This is a genomic window from Azospirillum palustre (assembly GCF_002573965.1).
GTDB classification, from domain to species: domain Bacteria; phylum Pseudomonadota; class Alphaproteobacteria; order Azospirillales; family Azospirillaceae; genus Azospirillum; species Azospirillum palustre.
In genome coordinates, this window is record NZ_PDKW01000043.1 from 984,180 (window position 1) to 1,001,328 (window position 17,149).

The window sequence follows — 17,149 nt, forward strand, 5'->3', positions numbered from 1 at the left end:
GCCGCGCCAATGGCTCGAACGCGGCGGCGGTACGATGACACAGCCCGCAAGCGGGTCGACCCGTTAGGGTCCGGGGAACAGGCTGTCGGTGCGGCCCATCAGCCAATAGGCGGTCAGCCCGATCCACTCGCGCACCGCGTCGTCGAGGATCACCAGATTCTGCCCGAACTCGAAGCGCAGCCAGGGCGTGGCGTCATGCTTGGTGCGGTAGTCGACGGGGTAGGGGGTCACCTCCCACCCGACGGCGCGGAAGATGCCGACCGACCGCGGCATGTGCATGGCCGAGGTGACCAGGATCCAGCGTTCACCCGGTGCCGGCTTGACCATCTCCTTGCTGAAGACCGCATTTTCCCAGGTGTTGCGGGACTCAGCCTCGTAGAGCACCCGGTCGGCGGGGATGCCGGCCTGGAGCAGGGCGGCGCGGGCGGTGACGTCCTCCTTCAGGTCCGGCGCCAGCAGCCGGCCCGATCCGCCGGTGAAGACGGCCTTGGCCTCCGGATGGCGGCGGACGAGGTCGGCGAAGCCCAGGATCCGCTCGGCCGCGTCGTTCAGCGACGGGTCGCCGCGGTCGGCGGTGATCGGCGGGTTTAGGGCGCCGCCCAGCATGATGATGCCGTCGATCCGCCCCTCGGGCACCGATCGCGGGAAGCGGTTCTCCAGCGGCAGGGCGACCAGCGCACCGAGACCCGTGTACATCACCAGCAGAAGCAGCACCGCCGCCAGCGTGACCAGCCGCCGTCCGGCGCGCTGCCAGCGCCGCGTCCGCAGCAGCAGCGCGCCCAGCGCCACCGCCAGCACCAGGGCGTTGCCGGGCGCGAAGACGCCCCACAGCAGCTTCGACAGGATGAAGGACATCGCCGGCAGGCTCACGATGGTGGACGGGAGGGCGGACCATAAGCGCGGCGGTCGGGGCAGGGCAACCGCGCCGGCCCCGCTGCCGTCAGCCCCCGACCGGCGTGCACAGCTCCACCAGCGTGCCGTCGGGGCAGCGGATGTAGGACACAATCTGTCCCCACGGCATGCCTTTCGGCGGTGCCAGTTCAGTGGCGCCGGCGGCCAGCGCCGTGGCGTGCGCCGCTTCCACGTCGCCGGTGACCAGCGCGATCTCGACGCCCAGCGGCCTTTCGCTGGCGCTGGCGAACACATAGCCGGCGGGGTGGTGCGACAGCGCCAGCTCCTGGCTGGCGAAGGCGAGGGTGGTGGAACCGGTGTCCAGTTCGCCATAGTCGCCCGTTTCGGCAAGGAAGCGCCGGCTCAGCCCGAACGCCTTCTCGAAGAAGACCAGCGACGCCGCGACGTCGGGAACATAGAGGATCGTATAGCCGAACTTCATGGAAGCTCTCTCTGGTTGCGGGTTACCGGGGCGGAGGACCTTATCACTCTCCGGCACGGCGGTATCCCCATACCGATGCCGGCGGCAGATTTCGCAGCGTGAAGCCCAACCGCTGCCCTGTCAGCCCCAGCGCCTCGCGGTTCAGCGGCGAATGCGGCATGAAGCTGTAGAGGAGGAACCGCCCGCCCGGCCGCAGGATGCGGAAGGTGGCGTCCAGCACCTCGCGCTGGAACTCCAGCGGGAAGGTGATCATCGGGATGCCGATCACCACGGTGCCGACCTTGCCGCACAGCGTCTCGCCCAGCAACTCCGGCGCCTTGCGGCAGTCGTCGGCGATGACGGTGACGGCCGGGCAGCGGGCGCGCAGATGGCGGGCGAGGTCCGGGTCGATCTCGAAGCTGTAGAGCCGGTCGGCCGGGACGCCGGCCTCCAGAATCGCCGCGGTGATCGGGCCGGTGCCGCCGCCGAACTCCACCACCGCCTCGTCCGGCTCCCGCCGGATCTCGCGGGTGATGCGGCGGCGCAGCGCCTGGGAGGAGGGGGCGACCGACCCCATCGCCCAGGGATCGGCCAGCCAGCGGCGGAAGAACAGCCAGGATTCGGAAAGCGGGGCGGGTGCCGTCTCGATCTTCTCGCTCATGCAAGGCCTTCCTGGTTCGGGGCGGCCCTCTCCCGTCGTTCAGGGGCGCCGGCCCTAATGCAGAGTTGCTGCCAGAAGTTGGTGACCTGCGTATGACAGGCTGCTCGCCACCAGAGTCAAAAACACCAGGGCCGCGGCGGTCAGCCCCAGCCCGATGCCGATGGCGCCGCCGTCGCGCTCGATCAGCCCCAGTGAGATCAGCACCAGCGCGAAGCCCGGCAGCCAGCCGGTCAGCGGCAGCGGCACGATGCAGGTCAGCGTCAGGATGAACAGCAGAAGCCCGAACCAGCGCTCCTCGTCGATGCGGGCGAGGCGGTGCAGCCGTGGCTTCAGCATCCGCTCGATCCACACCAGCCGCGGCATGGCGGCGTCGAGCGTCCGCGCCGCCAGCCGGGTGCCGATGGAGCGGCGCAGCAGCCAGTCCGGCAGCCCGGCCCCGCGCCGGCCGAAGGCCATCTGCGCGGTGTAGAGCACGATGGGCAGGTCGAACAGGCAGGACACGCCGAGCGGCACCGGGGCGATGGTCGGCAGAGACAGCGCCAGCAGGATGGTGCCGAGCGAGCGGTCGCCCAGCGCCCGGATCAGGTCGCCCAGCGTGACCCGCTCTTTCGGCAGGTTGGCGCGGAAGCGTGCCAGCACGTCGGAGGTTCGCTCCTCCTCCTCACCGTCGCAGACGGTGGGCAGGGCGATGGTTCCGTCATGCTCCATCTCGGCCCGATCCATCTCTGCCTGGGCGTTACCGTCGGAGCCGCCTATGTGCCGGCGGGCGTTCAAACGCCGGCCTCCGCCGCGGCGCTCTCGTAGAGTTCGAGCGCCTCCAGCCAGGTTTCCTCGGCGGTCGCCAGCTTCTTCTCCACCGTGCCCAGCTCGATCTGCAGTTTGGTCAGCTTGTCGGACGGACCGGTGTAGAGCGCCGGATCGGACATCTTCGCCTCGATCTTGCGCTTCTCCTCGCTCAGCTTGGTCACCAGCGCCTCGGCATCGGTGGCCTTGCGCTTCAGCGGGGCAAGCGCGGTGCGCGCCTCGGCGGCGGCGCGGCGCTGATCCTTTTTGTTCGGCCCGGCGTCGCGGTCGGTGCCGCCCTTGGCGACGGCGCGTTCCGCCTTGGCGCGGTCGAGCAGATAGCGGCGGTAGTCGTCGAGATCGCCGTCATAGGCCTGCACCGTGCCGTCGGCGACCAGCAGCAGCCGGTCCACCGTCATCTCGATCAGGTGGGGATCGTGACTGATGACGATGACGGCGCCGGGGAAGTCGTTGATCGCCTCGATCAGGGCCTCGCGGCTGTCGATGTCCAGATGGTTGGTCGGTTCGTCCAGCATCAGGATGTGCGGGACTTCCCGGCTCATCAGCGCCAGCAGCAGCCGCGCCTTCTCGCCGCCGGACAGGCTGGAGATCCTGGTCTCCGCCTTCACCTGCGGGAAGCCGAAGCGGCCGAGATGGGCGCGCACCTTCTCCTCCAGCGCCAGCGGCATGATGCGCTGGGTCTGCTGGATCGGCGTCAGCGACAGGTCCAGCTCCTCGGCCTGATGCTGGGCGAAATAGCCGATGCGCAGCTTGGACGGCCGCCGCATCTCGCCGGCCATCGGTTGCAGCCGGTTGGCCAGCAGCTTGACCAGCGTCGACTTGCCGTTGCCGTTGGCACCCAAGAGGCCGATGCGGTCCTCCATGTCGATGCGCAGGTTGACCCGCCGCAGGATCACCTTGTCGCCATAGCCGATGCTGACCCCCTCCAGCGCGATCAGCGGCGGCGCCAGCTCGTCGGGCGGGGGGAAGTTGAAGACGACCTCGGGATCGTCCTCCATCAGCGTGATCGACTCCATCTTCTCCAGCAGCTTCAGGCGGCTCTGCGCCTGACGGGCCTTGCTGGCCTTGAAGCGGAAGCGGTCGACATAGGACATCATGTGCTTGCGCCGCGCCTCCTGCTTGGCGGCCATGGAGGCGATGCGTTCCTGGTTGGCGCGGCGCTGCGCCAGGAACTGGTCGTAATTGCCGCTGTAGGTGACGAGCTTGCCCTGGTCGATGTGGATCGTCGTGGTCGGCACCGCGTTCAGCAGCTCGCGGTCATGGCTGACCAGCAGGATGGTGTGCGGGTAGTTCTTCAGATAACCCTCGAGCCAGATGGTGGCTTCGAGGTCGAGGTGGTTGGTCGGCTCGTCCAGCAGCAGCAGGTCGGGGCGGGAGAACAGCACGCCGGCCAGCGCCACGCGCATCCGCCAGCCGCCGGAGAAGTCGGAGCAGGGCCGCTGTTGCGCCTCGGCGTCGAAGCCCAGGCCGGACAGCACCTGCGCCGCGCGCGACGGGGCGGAATGCGCCTCGATGTCGGCGAGCCTTGCGTGGACCTCGCCGATGCGCATCGGGTCGGTCACCGTCTCGGCCTCAGCCAGCAGGGCGGTGCGTTCGGTGTCGGCGGCCAGCACGGCGTCGATCAGCGTCGTCGGCCCGCTCGGGGCCTCCTGCGCCACCATGCCCATCCGCATGCCGGCCGGCAGGGTGATGGCGCCGGCATCCGTTTGCAGCTGGCCCGAGATCAGCTTCAGCAGGGTCGATTTCCCGGTGCCGTTGCGCCCGACCAGCGCCACGCGATGCCCCTTGGGCACCACCGCCGTCGCATGGTCGAACAACACTCGGCCGCCGAAGCGGAAGGTCAGGTCATTGATGTGCAGCATAGCGCGGAGGATGTAGCACGCGAGGGCGCCGATTTGAAGCGGGGCGGGGCTGATGGCGTGCGAATGGCACGGCTTTGTCCCGCGCAGGGCAGCCCGTTCCGCCCTGCTTCGGCTTGGTGCCGGCCATCGGGTTTGTTTGAACACGACCAATTCAAGGAACGGAATCGCCACCCGTTCTTTTTTAATTGAACGTTCAATCAATAAAAACCACGCTGACTCCGGCAATCGAATTGCTGCGATTCACTGCCACCCTCTGGACCTCGGATCAGGGAGACGCGACATGACGCGGTTCGGACGTCTGGCCCATTACATCCATGGTCGTCCCGTCGAAGACGAGGGGGCGGAGCGTTTCGCCACCGTCAACCCGGCGACCGGGGAGGTGTTGGCCGAGGTCGCACAGGCGACATCCGCGGAGATCGACCGCGCCGTCGACAGCGCCCGCGCCGGGCAGGCGGTGTGGGGGGCGATGACGGCGATGGAGCGGTCGCGGGTACTGCGCCGGGCGGTATCCCTGCTGCGCGAGCGCAACGACGCGCTGGCGGAAATCGAAACGCTCGACACCGGCAAGCCGCTGAGCGAGACGCGCGCGGTCGACATCGTCACCGGCGCCGACGTTCTGGAATATTACGCCGGCCTCGCCCCGGCTCTTGAGGGCCGCCAGATCCCGCTGCGTCCGACCTCCTTCGTCTACACCCGGCGCGAGCCGCTGGGGGTGGTGGCCGGGATCGGCGCGTGGAACTACCCGATCCAGATCGCGCTGTGGAAATCGGCCCCGGCGCTGGCCGCCGGCAACGCCATGATCTTCAAGCCGAGCGAGGTGACGCCGCTGACCGCGCTGCATCTGGCGGCGATCTACAGCGAGGCCGGGCTGCCCGACGGCGTGTTCAACGTCGTCCAGGGCGACGGTCGGGTCGGTGCTCTGCTGGCCGCCCATCCCGGCATCGAGAAGCTGTCCTTCACCGGCGGGGTGGAGACCGGCAAACGGGTGATGGCCGCGGCCGGCGGATCGACCCTGAAGGAGGTGACGATGGAACTTGGCGGCAAATCGCCGCTGATCGTCTTCGCCGACGCCGATCTCGACCGCGCCGCCGACATCGCCATGATGGCGAACTTCTACAGCTCCGGGCAGGTCTGCACCAACGGCACCCGCGTGTTCGTCCAGCGCAGTATCGCCACGGCGTTCGAAGAGCGGCTGATGGTCCGGGTGCGCCGCATCCGCATGGGCGATCCGCTGGATCCCGACACCAATTTCGGCCCGCTCGCCAGCTTCCCCCACCGCGACAAGGTGCTGCGCTACATCGAGGCCGGCAAGGCGGAGGGCGCGCGGCTGCTGGCCGGCGGCGGCATTCCGGAAGGCGCCGTCTTCGCGCGCGGCGCCTATGTGGCGCCGACCGTCTTCACCGACTGCCACGACGGCATGACCATCGTGCGCGAGGAGATTTTCGGTCCGGTCCTGTCGATCCTGACCTTCGACGAGGAGGAGGAGGTCGTCGCGCGCGCCAACGCCACCAGCTACGGCCTCGCCGCCGGGCTGGTCACCAGCGATCTGGCCCGCGCCCACCGGGTGATCCACCGGCTGGAGGCCGGGATCTGCTGGATCAACGCCTGGGGCGAATCGCCGCCGGAGATGCCGGTCGGCGGCTACAAGCAGTCGGGCATCGGCCGCGAGAACGGGGTCGAGACGCTCGACCATTACACCCGCCTCAAGTCGGTCCAGGTCGAGTTGGGAGCCTACTCGTCGGTGTTCTGAGCCCGCTTTTCAGAGAAGGCCGCTTTTTTAAAGAAGGGGTGTTCGATGTCGAACCAACCGACCTCCGGGGCCGCTGCGCCGGAGAACGGCGCCGCCATGCCCGCCGCCATATCCTCCTTCGCCCCTGCGGTGCATGAGTATGACTACATCGTCGTCGGCGCCGGTTCGGCGGGCAATGTGCTGGCCTGCCGCCTGACCGAGGATGCCGGAGTCAGCGTCCTGCTGCTGGAGGCCGGCGGACCCGACCACCGGCTGGACTACCGCACCCAGATGCCGGCGGCGCTGGCCTTCCCGCTGCAAGGCCGCCGCTACAACTGGGCTTACGAGACCGAACCCGAGCCGCACATGGACAACCGCCGGATGGAGTGCGGGCGCGGCAAGGGGCTGGGCGGGTCGTCGCTGATCAACGGCATGTGCTACATCCGCGGCAACGCGCTGGACTATGACGGCTGGGCCGGGCTGCCGGGTCTGGAGGACTGGAGCTATCTCGACTGCCTGCCCTATTTCCGCAAGGCGGAGACGCGCGACATCGGCCCCGACGCCTATCACGGCGGTGACGGCCCGCTGTTCGTCACCACCGCCAAGCCGGGCGTCAACCCGCTCTACGAGGCGATGGTGGAGGCCGGAGCGCAGGCCGGCTACGGCCGCACCGCCGACCTGAACGGCTACCGCCAGGAGGGCTTCGGCCCGATGGACCGCACGGTGACGGCGCAGGGGCGGCGGTGCAGCACGGCGCGCGGCTATCTCGACCGGGCGCGGGAGCGGTCGGGGCTGACCATCGTCACCCACGCGCTGACCGACCGCATCCTGTTCGACGGACGCCGCGCCGTCGGCGTCGCCTATCTGCGCAACGGCACGCCGGTGACGGCGCGGGCGCGGCGGGAGGTGCTGCTGTGCGCCGGGGCCATCGCCTCGCCGGCGATCCTGCAACGGTCGGGGGTGGGGCCGTCGCCGCTGCTGCGCGAGCTGGGGGTGGAGACGGTGATCGACCTGCCGGGCGTCGGCGGGGATCTCCAGGACCATCTGGAGATGTACATCCAGTATCACTGCCGCCAGCCGGTCTCGCTCTATCCGGCGCTGAAATGGTGGAACCAGCCGGCCATCGGCGCCGAATGGCTGTTCCTGGGGACCGGCATCGGCGCCAGCAACCAGTTCGAGGCCGGCGGCTTCATCCGCACCGGCGACGACGTGCCCTGGCCCAACATCCAGTATCATTTCCTCCCCGTCGCCATCAGCTACAACGGCACCAACGCGGTGGAGGCGCACGGCTTCCAGGCCCATGTCGGCTCGATGCGCTCGCCCAGCAAGGGTCGCGTCAATGCCCGCTCCCGCGATCCGGGGCAGGCACCGAGCATCCTGTTCAACTATATGGCCGACCCGCAGGACTGGCGGGAGTTCCGGGCCGGCATCCGCATCACCCGCGACATCATGCGCCAGCGCGCCCTGGCCCCCTATCGCGGCGAGGAGATCAGCCCCGGCGCCGAGTGCGTCACCGATGCCGACCTCGACGCCTTCGTCCGTCATCACGCCGAGACGGCCTACCACCCCTGCGGCACCTGCCGGATGGGGACCGACGACGGCGCGGTGGTGGACGGCCAGGGCCGGGTGCATGGGCTGGAGTCCTTGCGCGTCATCGACGCCTCGATCATGCCGCGGATCATCACCGGCAACCTGAACGCACCCACCATCATGATGGCGGAGAAGCTGGCCGACGCGGTGCGCGGCCGTCCGCCGCTGCCGCGCGCCGACGTGCCCTATTACGTCGCCGAGGCCGCTATCCGACAGAAGGAGCCGGTGAAGGACCAGCGGCGGCGGGCCTGAGACCCGCAGCCAACACGACAGAGACGACAACGATAACCACAAGCAAGGAGAACAGGGACATGGCCAAGACATTCGGTAAATTTTCTGCCGGTAAATTCTCCGCCGCCAAATTCTCCACCCTGGCCGTCGGCCTGATGCTGGCGGCCGGGACGGTACAGGCTGCGGATCCGGCCTCCTGCAAGGCGGTGCGGTTCGGCGACGTGGGATGGACCGACATCGCGGCGACGACGGCGCTCGCCTCCGTCACGCTGGAATCGCTGGGCTACAAGCCGACCACCAGCGTCTCGTCGGTGCCGGTCGTCTATCTCGGGCTGAAGACCAAGTCGCTGGACGTGTTCCTGGGCAACTGGATGCCCACCATGGAGACCTTCATCAAGCCGGTGCTGGAGGACGGTTCGGTCGAGGTGACGCGCGTCAACCTGGAGGGCGCCAAATACACGCTGGCCGTTCCCACCTACGCCGCCGAGGCCGGGCTGAAGAGCTTCAAGGATCTGGCGAAATACAAGGACAAGCTGGACGGCAAGATCTACGGCATCGAGGCCGGCAACGACGGCAACCTGATCATCGACAAGATGCTGAAGGCCGACGCCTTCGGCCTGAAGGACTTCAAGATGGTCGAGTCCAGCGAGGCCGGCATGCTGGCCGAGGTGAAGCGGGCGGTGCGGGCCAAGAAATGGATCGCCTTCCTCGGCTGGGCGCCGCATCCGATGAACAAGACGATGGACATCACCTATCTGTCCGACGGCGACGACTGGTTCGGCCCGAATTACGGCGGCGCCACCGTCAGCACCAACGTGCGCAAGGGCTATGCCGCCGAATGCCCGAACATCGGCAAGTTCCTGTCCAATCTGGTCTTCACCGTGGAGATGGAAAACTCGGTGATGGACGGCATCATGAACGGCGGCCGCAAGCCCGAAGCGGTGGCGGCCGACTGGCTGAAGAAGAATCCCGCCATTCTGAAGACCTGGCTGTCCGGCGTCACCACGCTGGACGGCAAGGACGGTCTGGCCGCCGCCCAAGCCAAGCTGGGTGCCGCCAAATCCTGACCTGACGCCTGCTTTCCCAAAGCCTCCTCGACTCCGGCCGCGCTGGGAAGCCAGCGCGGCCGTATTTTTTGCGAAGATCGGGAAGCCCGGCTCCAAACGAACGCCTTGCCGCGCCGTGAAAGCGCCTCTATAAAGCCGCCCATCCGGCGCCCCGGTCATCCGGCGGCGCCTGCGAGTTTTTCAATCGGCGAAAAGCCCCATTCCCGCAGGAGTCACCACCATGGCCGTCGAACGGACCCTCTCGATCATCAAGCCCGATGCCACCCGCCGCAACCTGACCGGCAAGATCAACGCCAAGTTCGAAGACGGCGGCCTGCGCATCGTTGCCCAGAAGCGCGTCCAGCTGTCGAAGGCCCAGGCCGAGCAGTTCTACGGCGTGCACCGCGAGCGTCCGTTCTTCGGCGATCTGGTCTCCTTCATGATCTCCGGTCCGGTGGTCCTGCAGGTTCTGGAAGGCGAGAACGCCATCGCCCGCAACCGCGAGATCATGGGCGCCACCAACCCGGCCAACGCCGCCGAGGGCACCATCCGCAAGGAGTTCGCCGAGTCGATCGAGGCCAACTCGGTCCACGGTTCGGACGCCCCGGAGACCGCCGCCCAGGAGATCGCCTTCTTCTTCGCCGGCATCGAGCTGGTGGGCTGATCCTTCGGGCCTGACCTTCCGTCAGGCCTGGCGAAAGGGCCGCTCCCGCGAGGGGGCGGCCTTTTTTGCGTTTTGCGTCAGGCTCTGGCAGTATCGAAAGCCGTGAACCTTTTGCCCCGCAGATGCCGGGGTCGATCCCGACAGGAGTTGCCCGCGATGGAATCCCAATCCGCAAAGCCGATCATCGCGGCGCTGCTGCAACCGCTACCGGTGCTGACCCAGCCGCAGGCCCGCAACGACCTGTCCGACGAATCCGTGGTGCGGCTGCTGGTCGGCCAGTTCATCGACCTCAGCCTGGGCGCCTTCAATCAGGTTCTCCAGGGCAACCTCGACCAGGACGAGGCGGTCGACGGCATCAACCGTCAGGCCATCGCGCTCAACTCCGTCTTCCTCGGCACCAGCGGCTTCGAGACCGTCATCACCCACCCCTGGAATTCGCCGGACCAGCTCGGCGCCTTCCTGAAGGACGTGGTTGCGCTTGAGTATCCGGAAGACGACTGCGTCCGCGCCATGCTGATCCATCTGGCGACCCAGCTGATGCACGCGCTGCGCCTGCCTGACGAGGAGCGCATCGAGGAGGTGGAGGCGCTGACCCTCGACGCTGCCGACCTGCTGCTGGGCCGCGCTCCGGAAGACGACGACGAGATCGACATCGATATCGGCGCCTGACCTCCCTCTCACCCCGCCGGGTTCAAATTCACCTCGATCAGCACGGTATCCTCGACGAAATCGGCGCTGTGCCAGGCGCCGGGGTCGAAGCGGATGACCATGGCCGGCCGCAGATCCACCGGCCCCGCTTCGCAGGTCAGCAGGGCGCGGCCTTCCACGACGATGACGAACTGCTCGTGAGGGTGGTCGTGGCGTGGGGCGGACGTGCCGGCCTTGATGACGATGTGCTTCAACGATGCGCCGGTGCCGGGAAGGCTGCGGCGCTCCACCCCTTCGGCAGTCTGGGCCGGCAGATCGCTCCACGTAATCACGTCTGCCTTCGGGGTGCCCTCGGCGTTGGCCGGGGGAATGGCCTTGGGGGTCATCGGCGGCATGGCATGGTCCTTTCGAAACCGGCCGGCTTTGGAACGGCAACCGTTTTTTACGTGTTTTGCGGCCTCCCGGATCTCCTCTCCATCGCCCCTACCGCTTCAGGCTGCCGCGGCTGTGCGAAAGCTTAGCTACTAAACCTGCTGTTAACGCCTGACAGCCTAAGACGGGACGATCCGGTGATGATGTCACCGGACAACAACTCTTCCGGCACCCTTTCGGACAGACGGAGGCCCCGTGGACGTTGCAGGCACCGACCGACCGCATCCCACCGGGGGTGCCGCCAGACCGGTGTCCGGTCCGTCGGGTCTTTCCGCGTCCCTTCCAGGCCTGCTGGCCGGGCTAACCGGCATCGGCACCCTGGCGGCGCTGTCTGCAAGCGGGCAGGTCGGCTGGCCGGTCGCCGGCGCGCTGGCCGCTGCCGGAGGTCTGGCCCTGTGGAGCGCCCGGCGCGCCGGGGCCGCCGCCACCGCTCTGGCCCGTTCCGACGCCGCTCTGCGCCGGGCGGCGGACGAACTGGAAGGGCTGCGCGACCGCTCCCGCGACTTCGCTGCCGTGACGCCCGGCTGGTTCTGGGAAACCGGGTCGGACCACCGCTATCTCGCGCTGTCGGGCGGGCTCACCGTGCTGCTCGGTTGCGACCCGCGGACGGTGTTCGGCGATTCCCTTCTCGACCTTGGGGTGCTGGTCGCCGACGAGACGACCTGGGCCGAATACCGTGCCGATATCGAGGCCGGCCGGGCCTTCCGCGACCTGGAGGTGAGCTTCGAGGGGGTGGACGGGCGCGACCTCGTGCTGCGGCTCAGCGCCGTGCCGGTGCGCAGCGCCGATGGACGCTTCCGCGGCTATCGCGGCTGCGGCGTCGATGCCACCGCCGAGACGCTGGCGCTGGTGGAGGCGCGTTTCATGCAGGCGGTGGTGCATGACGCCATCGACAGCGTGTCGGAAGGATTCGTGCTGTTCAGCGCCGATGGCCGGCTGCTGATCTGCAACGAGCAGTATCGCCGCGCCTATCCCACCATCGCCGACATGCTGACCCCCGGCCGCAGCTTCGCCGAGATCCTGCGCGCCGCTGCCGAGCGCGGCGGGTATGAGGGGGAGGGTGACATCGGCGCCTGGGTGGAGCAGCGGCTGACCCGCCATCTCCAGCACTCCACCCCGGTCGACGGCCGGCTGTCCGACGGGCGCTGGTACCGCATCAGCGAGCATGCCACCGGCACCGGCGGCGTGGTGAAGATCCTGATGGACATCACCGAGCTGAAAACGCGGGAAGAGCAACTGGCCGGCCAGACCGCCCGGCTGGAACAGACCGTCGGCGCCCTGCGCGAGAGCGAGTTGCGTTACCGCCAGCTCGTCGAACTGGCGCCCTATGGCATCGTCATCTGGGACTGCACCGCCATCCGCTTCGCCAACGGGGCCGCCGCGGCGATCCTCGGCGTCGCCGCCGATGCGCTGGAAGGCCAACTGCTCGCCGGATTTCTGGCGGAAGGCGATGCGCTGGCCGCGACGCTCGCCGCCGCTGCCGAGGGGGAGGAGCGCCGGCTGGAATGCGACGCTCTGCGCCCGACCGGCGAGCGCCGCCGGCTGGAGGTCGCGGCCAGTCAGGCCGTCTATGGCGGTGGGCCGGCGGTGCTGCTGGTGATGAACGACATCACCGACCGCCGCCGGGTGGAGGGCGAGCTTCAGCGCGCCCAGAAGATGGAGGCGGTGGGCCGCATGGCCGGCGGCATCGCCCATGAGTTCAACAACATGCTGACCGCCATCGGCGGCTTCGCCCGGCTGGCGGAGCGCAACCCGGCCGATCCCGACCGCGTGCTGACCTGCGTGCAGGAGATCGCCAAGGCGTCCGAACGGGCGGCGGCGCTGACCGCGCAGCTTCTGGACTTCTCCCACCGCCGGGTGACCGACGAGCGCGAGGTGGTCGCCGTCGCCCCGCTGGTGCGCGACCTGCGCGTCTTCCTGAAACCTCTGCTCAGCGCCGGCATCGACGTGGCGATCCTGGCCGCTGACGAAAGCGCGCACGCGCTGGTCAACCCGGTGACGCTGAACCAGGCTCTGCTGAACCTCGCGCTGAACGGGCGCGATGCCATGCCTCACGGCGGCACCCTGACCATCGCCCTGGCGGTGGAGACGCCGGACGACGCCTTCTTCGCCCGTCACCGCGGCCTGAAGCCGGGCCGCTACGTCGCGATCCGCGTCAGCGACCAGGGGGCGGGTGTGCCGGCGGAGATCCGCGACCGCGTCTGGGAGCCCTTCTTCACCACCAAGGAACCGGGGAAGGGCACCGGGCTCGGCCTGTGGATGGTCTATGGCACGGCGCAGCAGTCGGGCGGCGCGGTCGAACTGGAGGGCGAGGAGGGGCAGGGCGCCACCTTCGCGCTCTATCTGCCCGCCGTCGAACCGCCGGCATCCCCGGTCGGGCTCGACCCCTTGCAGGTCGCGGAGGGGGAGGGGGCGGTCATCCTGCTGGTCGATGACGAGGACTCGGTGCGCCGCTATCTCCGCCTCGTGCTGGAGGAAGCCGGCTGCACGGTGGTGGAGGCATCCGACGGGCAGGAGGCGCTGACCCGGTACGACGAGGCCGGCGGTCTGTTCGATGCGGTGGTCAGCGACGTGTCGATGCCGCGGATGAACGGGCTGGACTTGGCCCGCGAACTGGAGAGCCGCAACCAGCTTCTGCCCATCCTGTTCCTGACCGGCTATGCCTCGCGCGAGACGGCGGCCGGGCTGACGGCGCAGGAGGGGCGGCAGATCGTGATGAAGCCGGTGGCGCCCGAGCGGCTGCTCAGCGCGCTCCGCGACCTGTTGGCTCTGTGAGGGCGGCGATGGAGGAGTCCCGCCACGACACCCCCGTTGCGGAACCGACGCTGGAAGAGGCGGAGGGTTCCGCCCCCGCCGCCTGCCGCGAGCCCGCCGATTTCTATACCCCGGCCGGCCGGGACGGGGTCGGCCGCTTCTGCCGCCGCTTCCTCGACGAGAACGCGCTGACCGCGACGGAGCTGCTGCACCACCCGCGCCACCAGACCGGGCTGTCCAACACCGCCACCTTCGTCGCCATCCTGACCCAGGCCGAACGGGCGATGGACCGGAAGGGTGGCATGACGCCGCTGGTCAACGAGATCGCCCGGCTGACGCGCGAGCGGGTGAAGGAACATCCGCCGCCCGACTTCCTGTCCGCCGACTATCCCGGTACGGCGGCGGAGCTGCTGTCCGCCGGCGGCTTCCTTGGCCGTTTCCTGCTCGACGCCGCCGTCACCCAGCACATCGCCGTCTGCCGCAGCTTCGCCGAGAAGGCGGAGGCGCTGCTGAACCTTGCCGAGACCACCGAGCATCCCGATGCGCTGACGCCGGTTGAGCGGCTGCTGGGAGAGATCCTGCTGAGCGACGCCGGCACCGCGTCCTGCGCGCGGGATGCCCCCTTCACCACCCTGATCGACCTGATCGTGACGCTGATCGCCACCGACCGGCCAATGGCGGACGACGCTCCATCGGTGTTCCGCCGGCTCGACGCGCTGATGCGCCGGGTGCCGATGCCGGGCCTGCGCGACGCGCTGGCCGCCGCCTTCCGCCGCGAGATGGCCAAGCCGGCCTGCTTCACCATCGCCAGCGCCGGCGACATGTTCGGCATCGAGGCGGTGCAGCGCGAGATTCTGGCGCTGAGCGACCTGTCCGCCCGCCTGCGCGACCGCGAAGGCGCCTATGTCGGCGGTGCGCGGACGGAGGCGGCTCTGCAACGCCGCACCGCCCTGCTGGTCAACGAGGACACGGTCCCGGAGATCACCCGTGGCCGCAACTTCGTGCAGAAGCTGCGCATCCTGTTCGTGCTCCAGAAGATGCCGCTGTCGCCCACAGCGGCCAAGGCGGTGGCCGATTACCTGAAGAGCTTCTTCGACAGCCGCGACTTCGCCGGCCGGCTGCTGGACTGCTGGAAGGACCGGAACGAGAAGCTGAAGGGGCTGGCGGAGGTTCAGCGCCTCGTGCTGTCCAGCGCCTTCCCCGACGAGGAGCGCGAGTATCTCGGCGGCCAGCTCGACGACATCCAGAACGCCTTCCTGCGCACCCAACGCGTGCTGACAGCCTTGATCCAGGCCAAGGACGATGCACCGGCCGACACCGTGCTCGACATCGTCCGGCTGGCGGGAGAGGGGGCCTTCTGCTCCGGCAAGAGCCGGCTGGCGGTGGCCCGGGTGCTCTACCGCCACTGCCACCGGCCGCGTTTCGTCCGCCATGTCCTGCTGAACGCGCCGGGGCCGAAGGAACGGCTGGCGCGTGCCAACTGGCTGCGGCAGGCGCTGGGCATGGTCGGCGTGCCCTTCATCGACCTGTCCTCCCACCGTGTCCTGGTGGTGGATGACGAGGCCGGGCCGCGCGCCTTCGTCACCTCCGTCCTGCGGGAACTGGGCATCGGCCACATCGTCACCGCCGCCGACGGCCAGGAGGCGCTGGAGCGCTTCCAGGCCGATGGTGCGGCCTATGACCTGATCGTCTGCGACTGGATGATGCCGCGGCTGAGCGGCCTCGACCTGCTGAAGCAGGTGCGCGAGACCCGCAGCGACCTGCCTTTCCTCATGGTCACGGCGCTGGCGACGCTGGATGCGGTGAAGAAGGCGCTGGCCCATCAGGTCAGCGGCTACATCGCCAAGCCCTTCACGCCCGACCAGTTGGAGGAGAAGATCTTCCTGGTCCTGGCGCAGAAGGGCTTCGGGGATTAGAGTTTGTCTGATGCTTACTTAAGCACCAGACAAACTCTAAGCTTTTGGTTTTCCGTGTGATTCACGCTTCAAGCGATTCCGCTTGAACCGATCACACTCTAGCGGCGGGAGGCCCGGTCAGCGGAACAGGCCGGGCATGATCTCCACGATGATGCCGGTGGCGGAAACGACCAACACGGCGTCATGGTTGACGCGAACCCAGCGATGGCCCCGCGGCGGGCGGTGCAGGTGGTAGGCGGCGGGGCGTGCGATCACATGACGCGGCGCGCGCCACTCCTGCGGCAGACGCTCGCCCGCCCGCCAGCCATACGCCTTCGGCGGACCGGGGCGGTGGTCCGGCTGACGGCCGGGGTGCTCGTAGCGCGGGCCATGATCGTACCCGCGGGGTTGCTGCGGCTGCGGGTACTGGTGGCCGGGCGGGCGGTCGTCCGGGCCGGGCTGGCCATCCCTGGGCCATCGCTGGCGTGCCGGTCGCCGCGGTGACGGCGAGGATAGCGGCGGCCACGGCGAGCAGGGTCTTTTTCATGCTGTCCATCCTATCGCATCCGGCGCGCCCCGGTCTTGGCCGGGGGGCGTCCATGACGATCAGGATGGCGACCTATCGTTGCCGGCCTGTGTCCGGCGGTCATGGATTCGGTAACAGAGTGTATCCGGGACAAATGTCGGCAGCCGCCTGTTGTGATGGACTCATCCGACGGAAGGAGTGATTCCATGGCAGACCAGAAACCCGACAGCGGCAAGATCCTGTCCAACGAGCCCGACCGCGACATCGCCGACCCGCTTGAGGCGGCCAGGGAAGTCTCCGACACCGGCAAGCCGATCACCCCCGACACCGAATCGGCCAAGCACATCGACCGCCCGGCGGAGAAGGGCAAGGCCGGAAAAACGAGCTGAGGGAATGAGTTGGCGGAGTGCAGACTGGCCCTTCTCCCGTCCCGGGAGAGGGGCCCTCCATTACCGCAGCTCCAGACCCGCCTGCTTGAAGGCGCGGGCGAGCGCGTCGACGATGGCCGGGTCGACTTCCCCCGTGCCGTAATCGAGGTTCATCACGGCGTACCACGGAACGCCAGCCTTGTTCGCCAGCATCCGTGTCGACCAGCCAAGGCGCAGCCGTGCCTCTTGGCACTGCGTCCCTGTCATGATGCGTCGACTCCACACGTTAGCGTCCGCCTTCCATGTTCCTGCCCCGGTCAGCGTCGGCTTACCCGAACGGCCGGTCCCAGCCGCAACCTTGGGCTATCCATAATAGTGCAAGAATTTGCCCCCCTTGTCATGTGTCGGTTTGTTGCAGAGCGAAACGCTCTGCTTTGCCGGATTGTCATGGGCGGCAACTCGCCGACATTTGATGAAAAGCATGTAAGGTTCGCCAGTCCATCTGTATGACCCTGTCAATATTGGGGACTTGGCGTTCACGGCGCCGCTTGGATCGGAGTTCGAGACGGACAAGGCTTCCATGTAGATTTTTTGAAGCGGGATTGTCCCGAGGCTGCTCTTTGCGGT

At 68.4% G+C, this 17,149-nt stretch carries 16 protein-coding genes; 8 read left to right on the forward strand and 8 right to left on the reverse strand.

What is annotated here, in order from left to right:
- Positions 1 to 63: 63 nt before the first annotated feature.
- The 5 genes from CRT60_RS27045 to CRT60_RS27065 all read right to left on the reverse strand — a co-directional run bounded on the left by CRT60_RS27045 (position 64) and on the right by CRT60_RS27065 (position 4,639).
- A complete protein-coding gene (locus tag CRT60_RS27045; protein WP_098739595.1) occupies positions 64 to 855 on the reverse strand; it encodes a YdcF family protein in 792 nt (263 codons plus the stop codon).
- 85 nt (positions 856 to 940) lie between these two features.
- The gene (locus tag CRT60_RS27050) at positions 941 to 1,333 is read right to left on the reverse strand and encodes a VOC family protein (RefSeq protein WP_098739596.1); all 393 of its coding nucleotides are present in this window, start codon (positions 1,331 to 1,333) and stop codon (positions 941 to 943) included.
- Between the two features lie 43 nt (positions 1,334 to 1,376).
- Complete coding sequence (locus tag CRT60_RS27055) at positions 1,377 to 1,973, reverse strand: class I SAM-dependent methyltransferase (protein WP_098739597.1); 597 nt, start codon at positions 1,971 to 1,973, stop codon at positions 1,377 to 1,379.
- 54 nt (positions 1,974 to 2,027) lie between these two features.
- Complete coding sequence (locus CRT60_RS27060; RefSeq protein ID WP_244592778.1) at positions 2,028 to 2,681, reverse strand: exopolysaccharide biosynthesis protein; 654 nt, start codon at positions 2,679 to 2,681, stop codon at positions 2,028 to 2,030.
- A gap of 62 nt (positions 2,682 to 2,743) precedes the next feature.
- Positions 2,744 to 4,639 (reverse strand): ABC-F family ATP-binding cassette domain-containing protein, encoded by a 1,896-nt coding sequence (locus CRT60_RS27065; RefSeq protein ID WP_098739599.1) that lies wholly within the window; start codon positions 4,637 to 4,639, stop codon positions 2,744 to 2,746.
- 280 nt (positions 4,640 to 4,919) lie between these two features.
- Between CRT60_RS27065 and betB the strand changes: the two genes are divergently transcribed.
- From betB to CRT60_RS27090, 5 genes are all read left to right on the forward strand, one after another.
- A complete protein-coding gene (betB, locus tag CRT60_RS27070; protein WP_098739600.1) occupies positions 4,920 to 6,389 on the forward strand; it encodes a betaine-aldehyde dehydrogenase in 1,470 nt (489 codons plus the stop codon).
- A gap of 45 nt (positions 6,390 to 6,434) precedes the next feature.
- A complete protein-coding gene (gene betA, locus CRT60_RS27075; RefSeq protein WP_425290419.1) occupies positions 6,435 to 8,210 on the forward strand; it encodes a choline dehydrogenase in 1,776 nt (591 codons plus the stop codon).
- A gap of 59 nt (positions 8,211 to 8,269) precedes the next feature.
- Positions 8,270 to 9,256: a choline ABC transporter substrate-binding protein gene (locus tag CRT60_RS27080; protein ID WP_098739601.1), complete on the forward strand. Its 987-nt coding sequence runs from the start codon at positions 8,270 to 8,272 to the stop codon at positions 9,254 to 9,256.
- Between the two features lie 220 nt (positions 9,257 to 9,476).
- A complete protein-coding gene (gene ndk, locus CRT60_RS27085) occupies positions 9,477 to 9,899 on the forward strand; it encodes a nucleoside-diphosphate kinase (RefSeq protein WP_012974418.1) in 423 nt (140 codons plus the stop codon).
- Between the two features lie 156 nt (positions 9,900 to 10,055).
- Positions 10,056 to 10,568, forward strand: a complete 513-nt coding sequence (locus CRT60_RS27090; RefSeq protein ID WP_098739602.1) for a hypothetical protein — start codon at positions 10,056 to 10,058, stop codon at positions 10,566 to 10,568.
- A gap of 8 nt (positions 10,569 to 10,576) precedes the next feature.
- Here CRT60_RS27090 and CRT60_RS27095 read toward each other — a convergent pair whose 3' ends face one another.
- Positions 10,577 to 10,942, reverse strand: coding sequence for a cupin domain-containing protein (locus tag CRT60_RS27095; RefSeq protein ID WP_204562101.1), 366 nt, complete (start codon positions 10,940 to 10,942; stop codon positions 10,577 to 10,579).
- Positions 10,943 to 11,174: 232 nt separating this feature from the next.
- Between CRT60_RS27095 and CRT60_RS27100 the strand changes: the two genes are divergently transcribed.
- The gene (locus CRT60_RS27100; protein WP_098739603.1) at positions 11,175 to 13,754 is read left to right on the forward strand and encodes a response regulator; all 2,580 of its coding nucleotides are present in this window, start codon (positions 11,175 to 11,177) and stop codon (positions 13,752 to 13,754) included.
- An 8-nt stretch (positions 13,755 to 13,762) separates the two neighbouring features.
- Complete coding sequence (locus CRT60_RS27105) at positions 13,763 to 15,649, forward strand: response regulator (RefSeq protein ID WP_098739604.1); 1,887 nt, start codon at positions 13,763 to 13,765, stop codon at positions 15,647 to 15,649.
- A 117-nt stretch (positions 15,650 to 15,766) separates the two neighbouring features.
- Here CRT60_RS27105 and CRT60_RS27110 read toward each other — a convergent pair whose 3' ends face one another.
- Positions 15,767 to 15,934: an RcnB family protein gene (locus tag CRT60_RS27110; protein WP_098739605.1), complete on the reverse strand. Its 168-nt coding sequence runs from the start codon at positions 15,932 to 15,934 to the stop codon at positions 15,767 to 15,769.
- A gap of 426 nt (positions 15,935 to 16,360) precedes the next feature.
- Here CRT60_RS27110 and CRT60_RS27120 point away from each other — a divergent pair, with 426 nt between their 5' ends.
- Positions 16,361 to 16,543 (forward strand): hypothetical protein, encoded by a 183-nt coding sequence (locus CRT60_RS27120; protein ID WP_098739607.1) that lies wholly within the window; start codon positions 16,361 to 16,363, stop codon positions 16,541 to 16,543.
- Between the two features lie 60 nt (positions 16,544 to 16,603).
- Here CRT60_RS27120 and CRT60_RS35870 read toward each other — a convergent pair whose 3' ends face one another.
- Positions 16,604 to 16,789 (reverse strand): hypothetical protein, encoded by a 186-nt coding sequence (locus tag CRT60_RS35870; protein ID WP_143273396.1) that lies wholly within the window; start codon positions 16,787 to 16,789, stop codon positions 16,604 to 16,606.
- Between the last annotated feature and the right edge of the window lie 360 nt (positions 16,790 to 17,149).

Coding starts and splice junctions, on each gene's coding strand:
- betA (WP_425290419.1), top strand. CDS start 6,435: ATGTCGAACCAACCGACCTCCGGGGCCGCTGCGCCGGAGAACGGCGCC.
- CRT60_RS27055 (WP_098739597.1), bottom strand. CDS start 1,973: ATGAGCGAGAAGATCGAGACGGCACCCGCCCCGCTTTCCGAATCCTGG.
- CRT60_RS27120 (WP_098739607.1), top strand. CDS start 16,361: ATGGCAGACCAGAAACCCGACAGCGGCAAGATCCTGTCCAACGAGCCC.
- CRT60_RS27060 (WP_244592778.1), bottom strand. CDS start 2,681: ATGGAGCATGACGGAACCATCGCCCTGCCCACCGTCTGCGACGGTGAG.
- CRT60_RS27065 (WP_098739599.1), bottom strand. CDS start 4,639: ATGCTGCACATCAATGACCTGACCTTCCGCTTCGGCGGCCGAGTGTTG.
- CRT60_RS27050 (WP_098739596.1), bottom strand. CDS start 1,333: ATGAAGTTCGGCTATACGATCCTCTATGTTCCCGACGTCGCGGCGTCG.
- CRT60_RS35870 (WP_143273396.1), bottom strand. CDS start 16,789: ATGACAGGGACGCAGTGCCAAGAGGCACGGCTGCGCCTTGGCTGGTCG.
- CRT60_RS27045 (WP_098739595.1), bottom strand. CDS start 855: ATGTCCTTCATCCTGTCGAAGCTGCTGTGGGGCGTCTTCGCGCCCGGC.
- CRT60_RS27090 (WP_098739602.1), top strand. CDS start 10,056: ATGGAATCCCAATCCGCAAAGCCGATCATCGCGGCGCTGCTGCAACCG.
- ndk (WP_012974418.1), top strand. CDS start 9,477: ATGGCCGTCGAACGGACCCTCTCGATCATCAAGCCCGATGCCACCCGC.
- CRT60_RS27105 (WP_098739604.1), top strand. CDS start 13,763: ATGGAGGAGTCCCGCCACGACACCCCCGTTGCGGAACCGACGCTGGAA.
- CRT60_RS27095 (WP_204562101.1), bottom strand. CDS start 10,942: ATGCCGCCGATGACCCCCAAGGCCATTCCCCCGGCCAACGCCGAGGGC.
- CRT60_RS27080 (WP_098739601.1), top strand. CDS start 8,270: ATGGCCAAGACATTCGGTAAATTTTCTGCCGGTAAATTCTCCGCCGCC.
- betB (WP_098739600.1), top strand. CDS start 4,920: ATGACGCGGTTCGGACGTCTGGCCCATTACATCCATGGTCGTCCCGTC.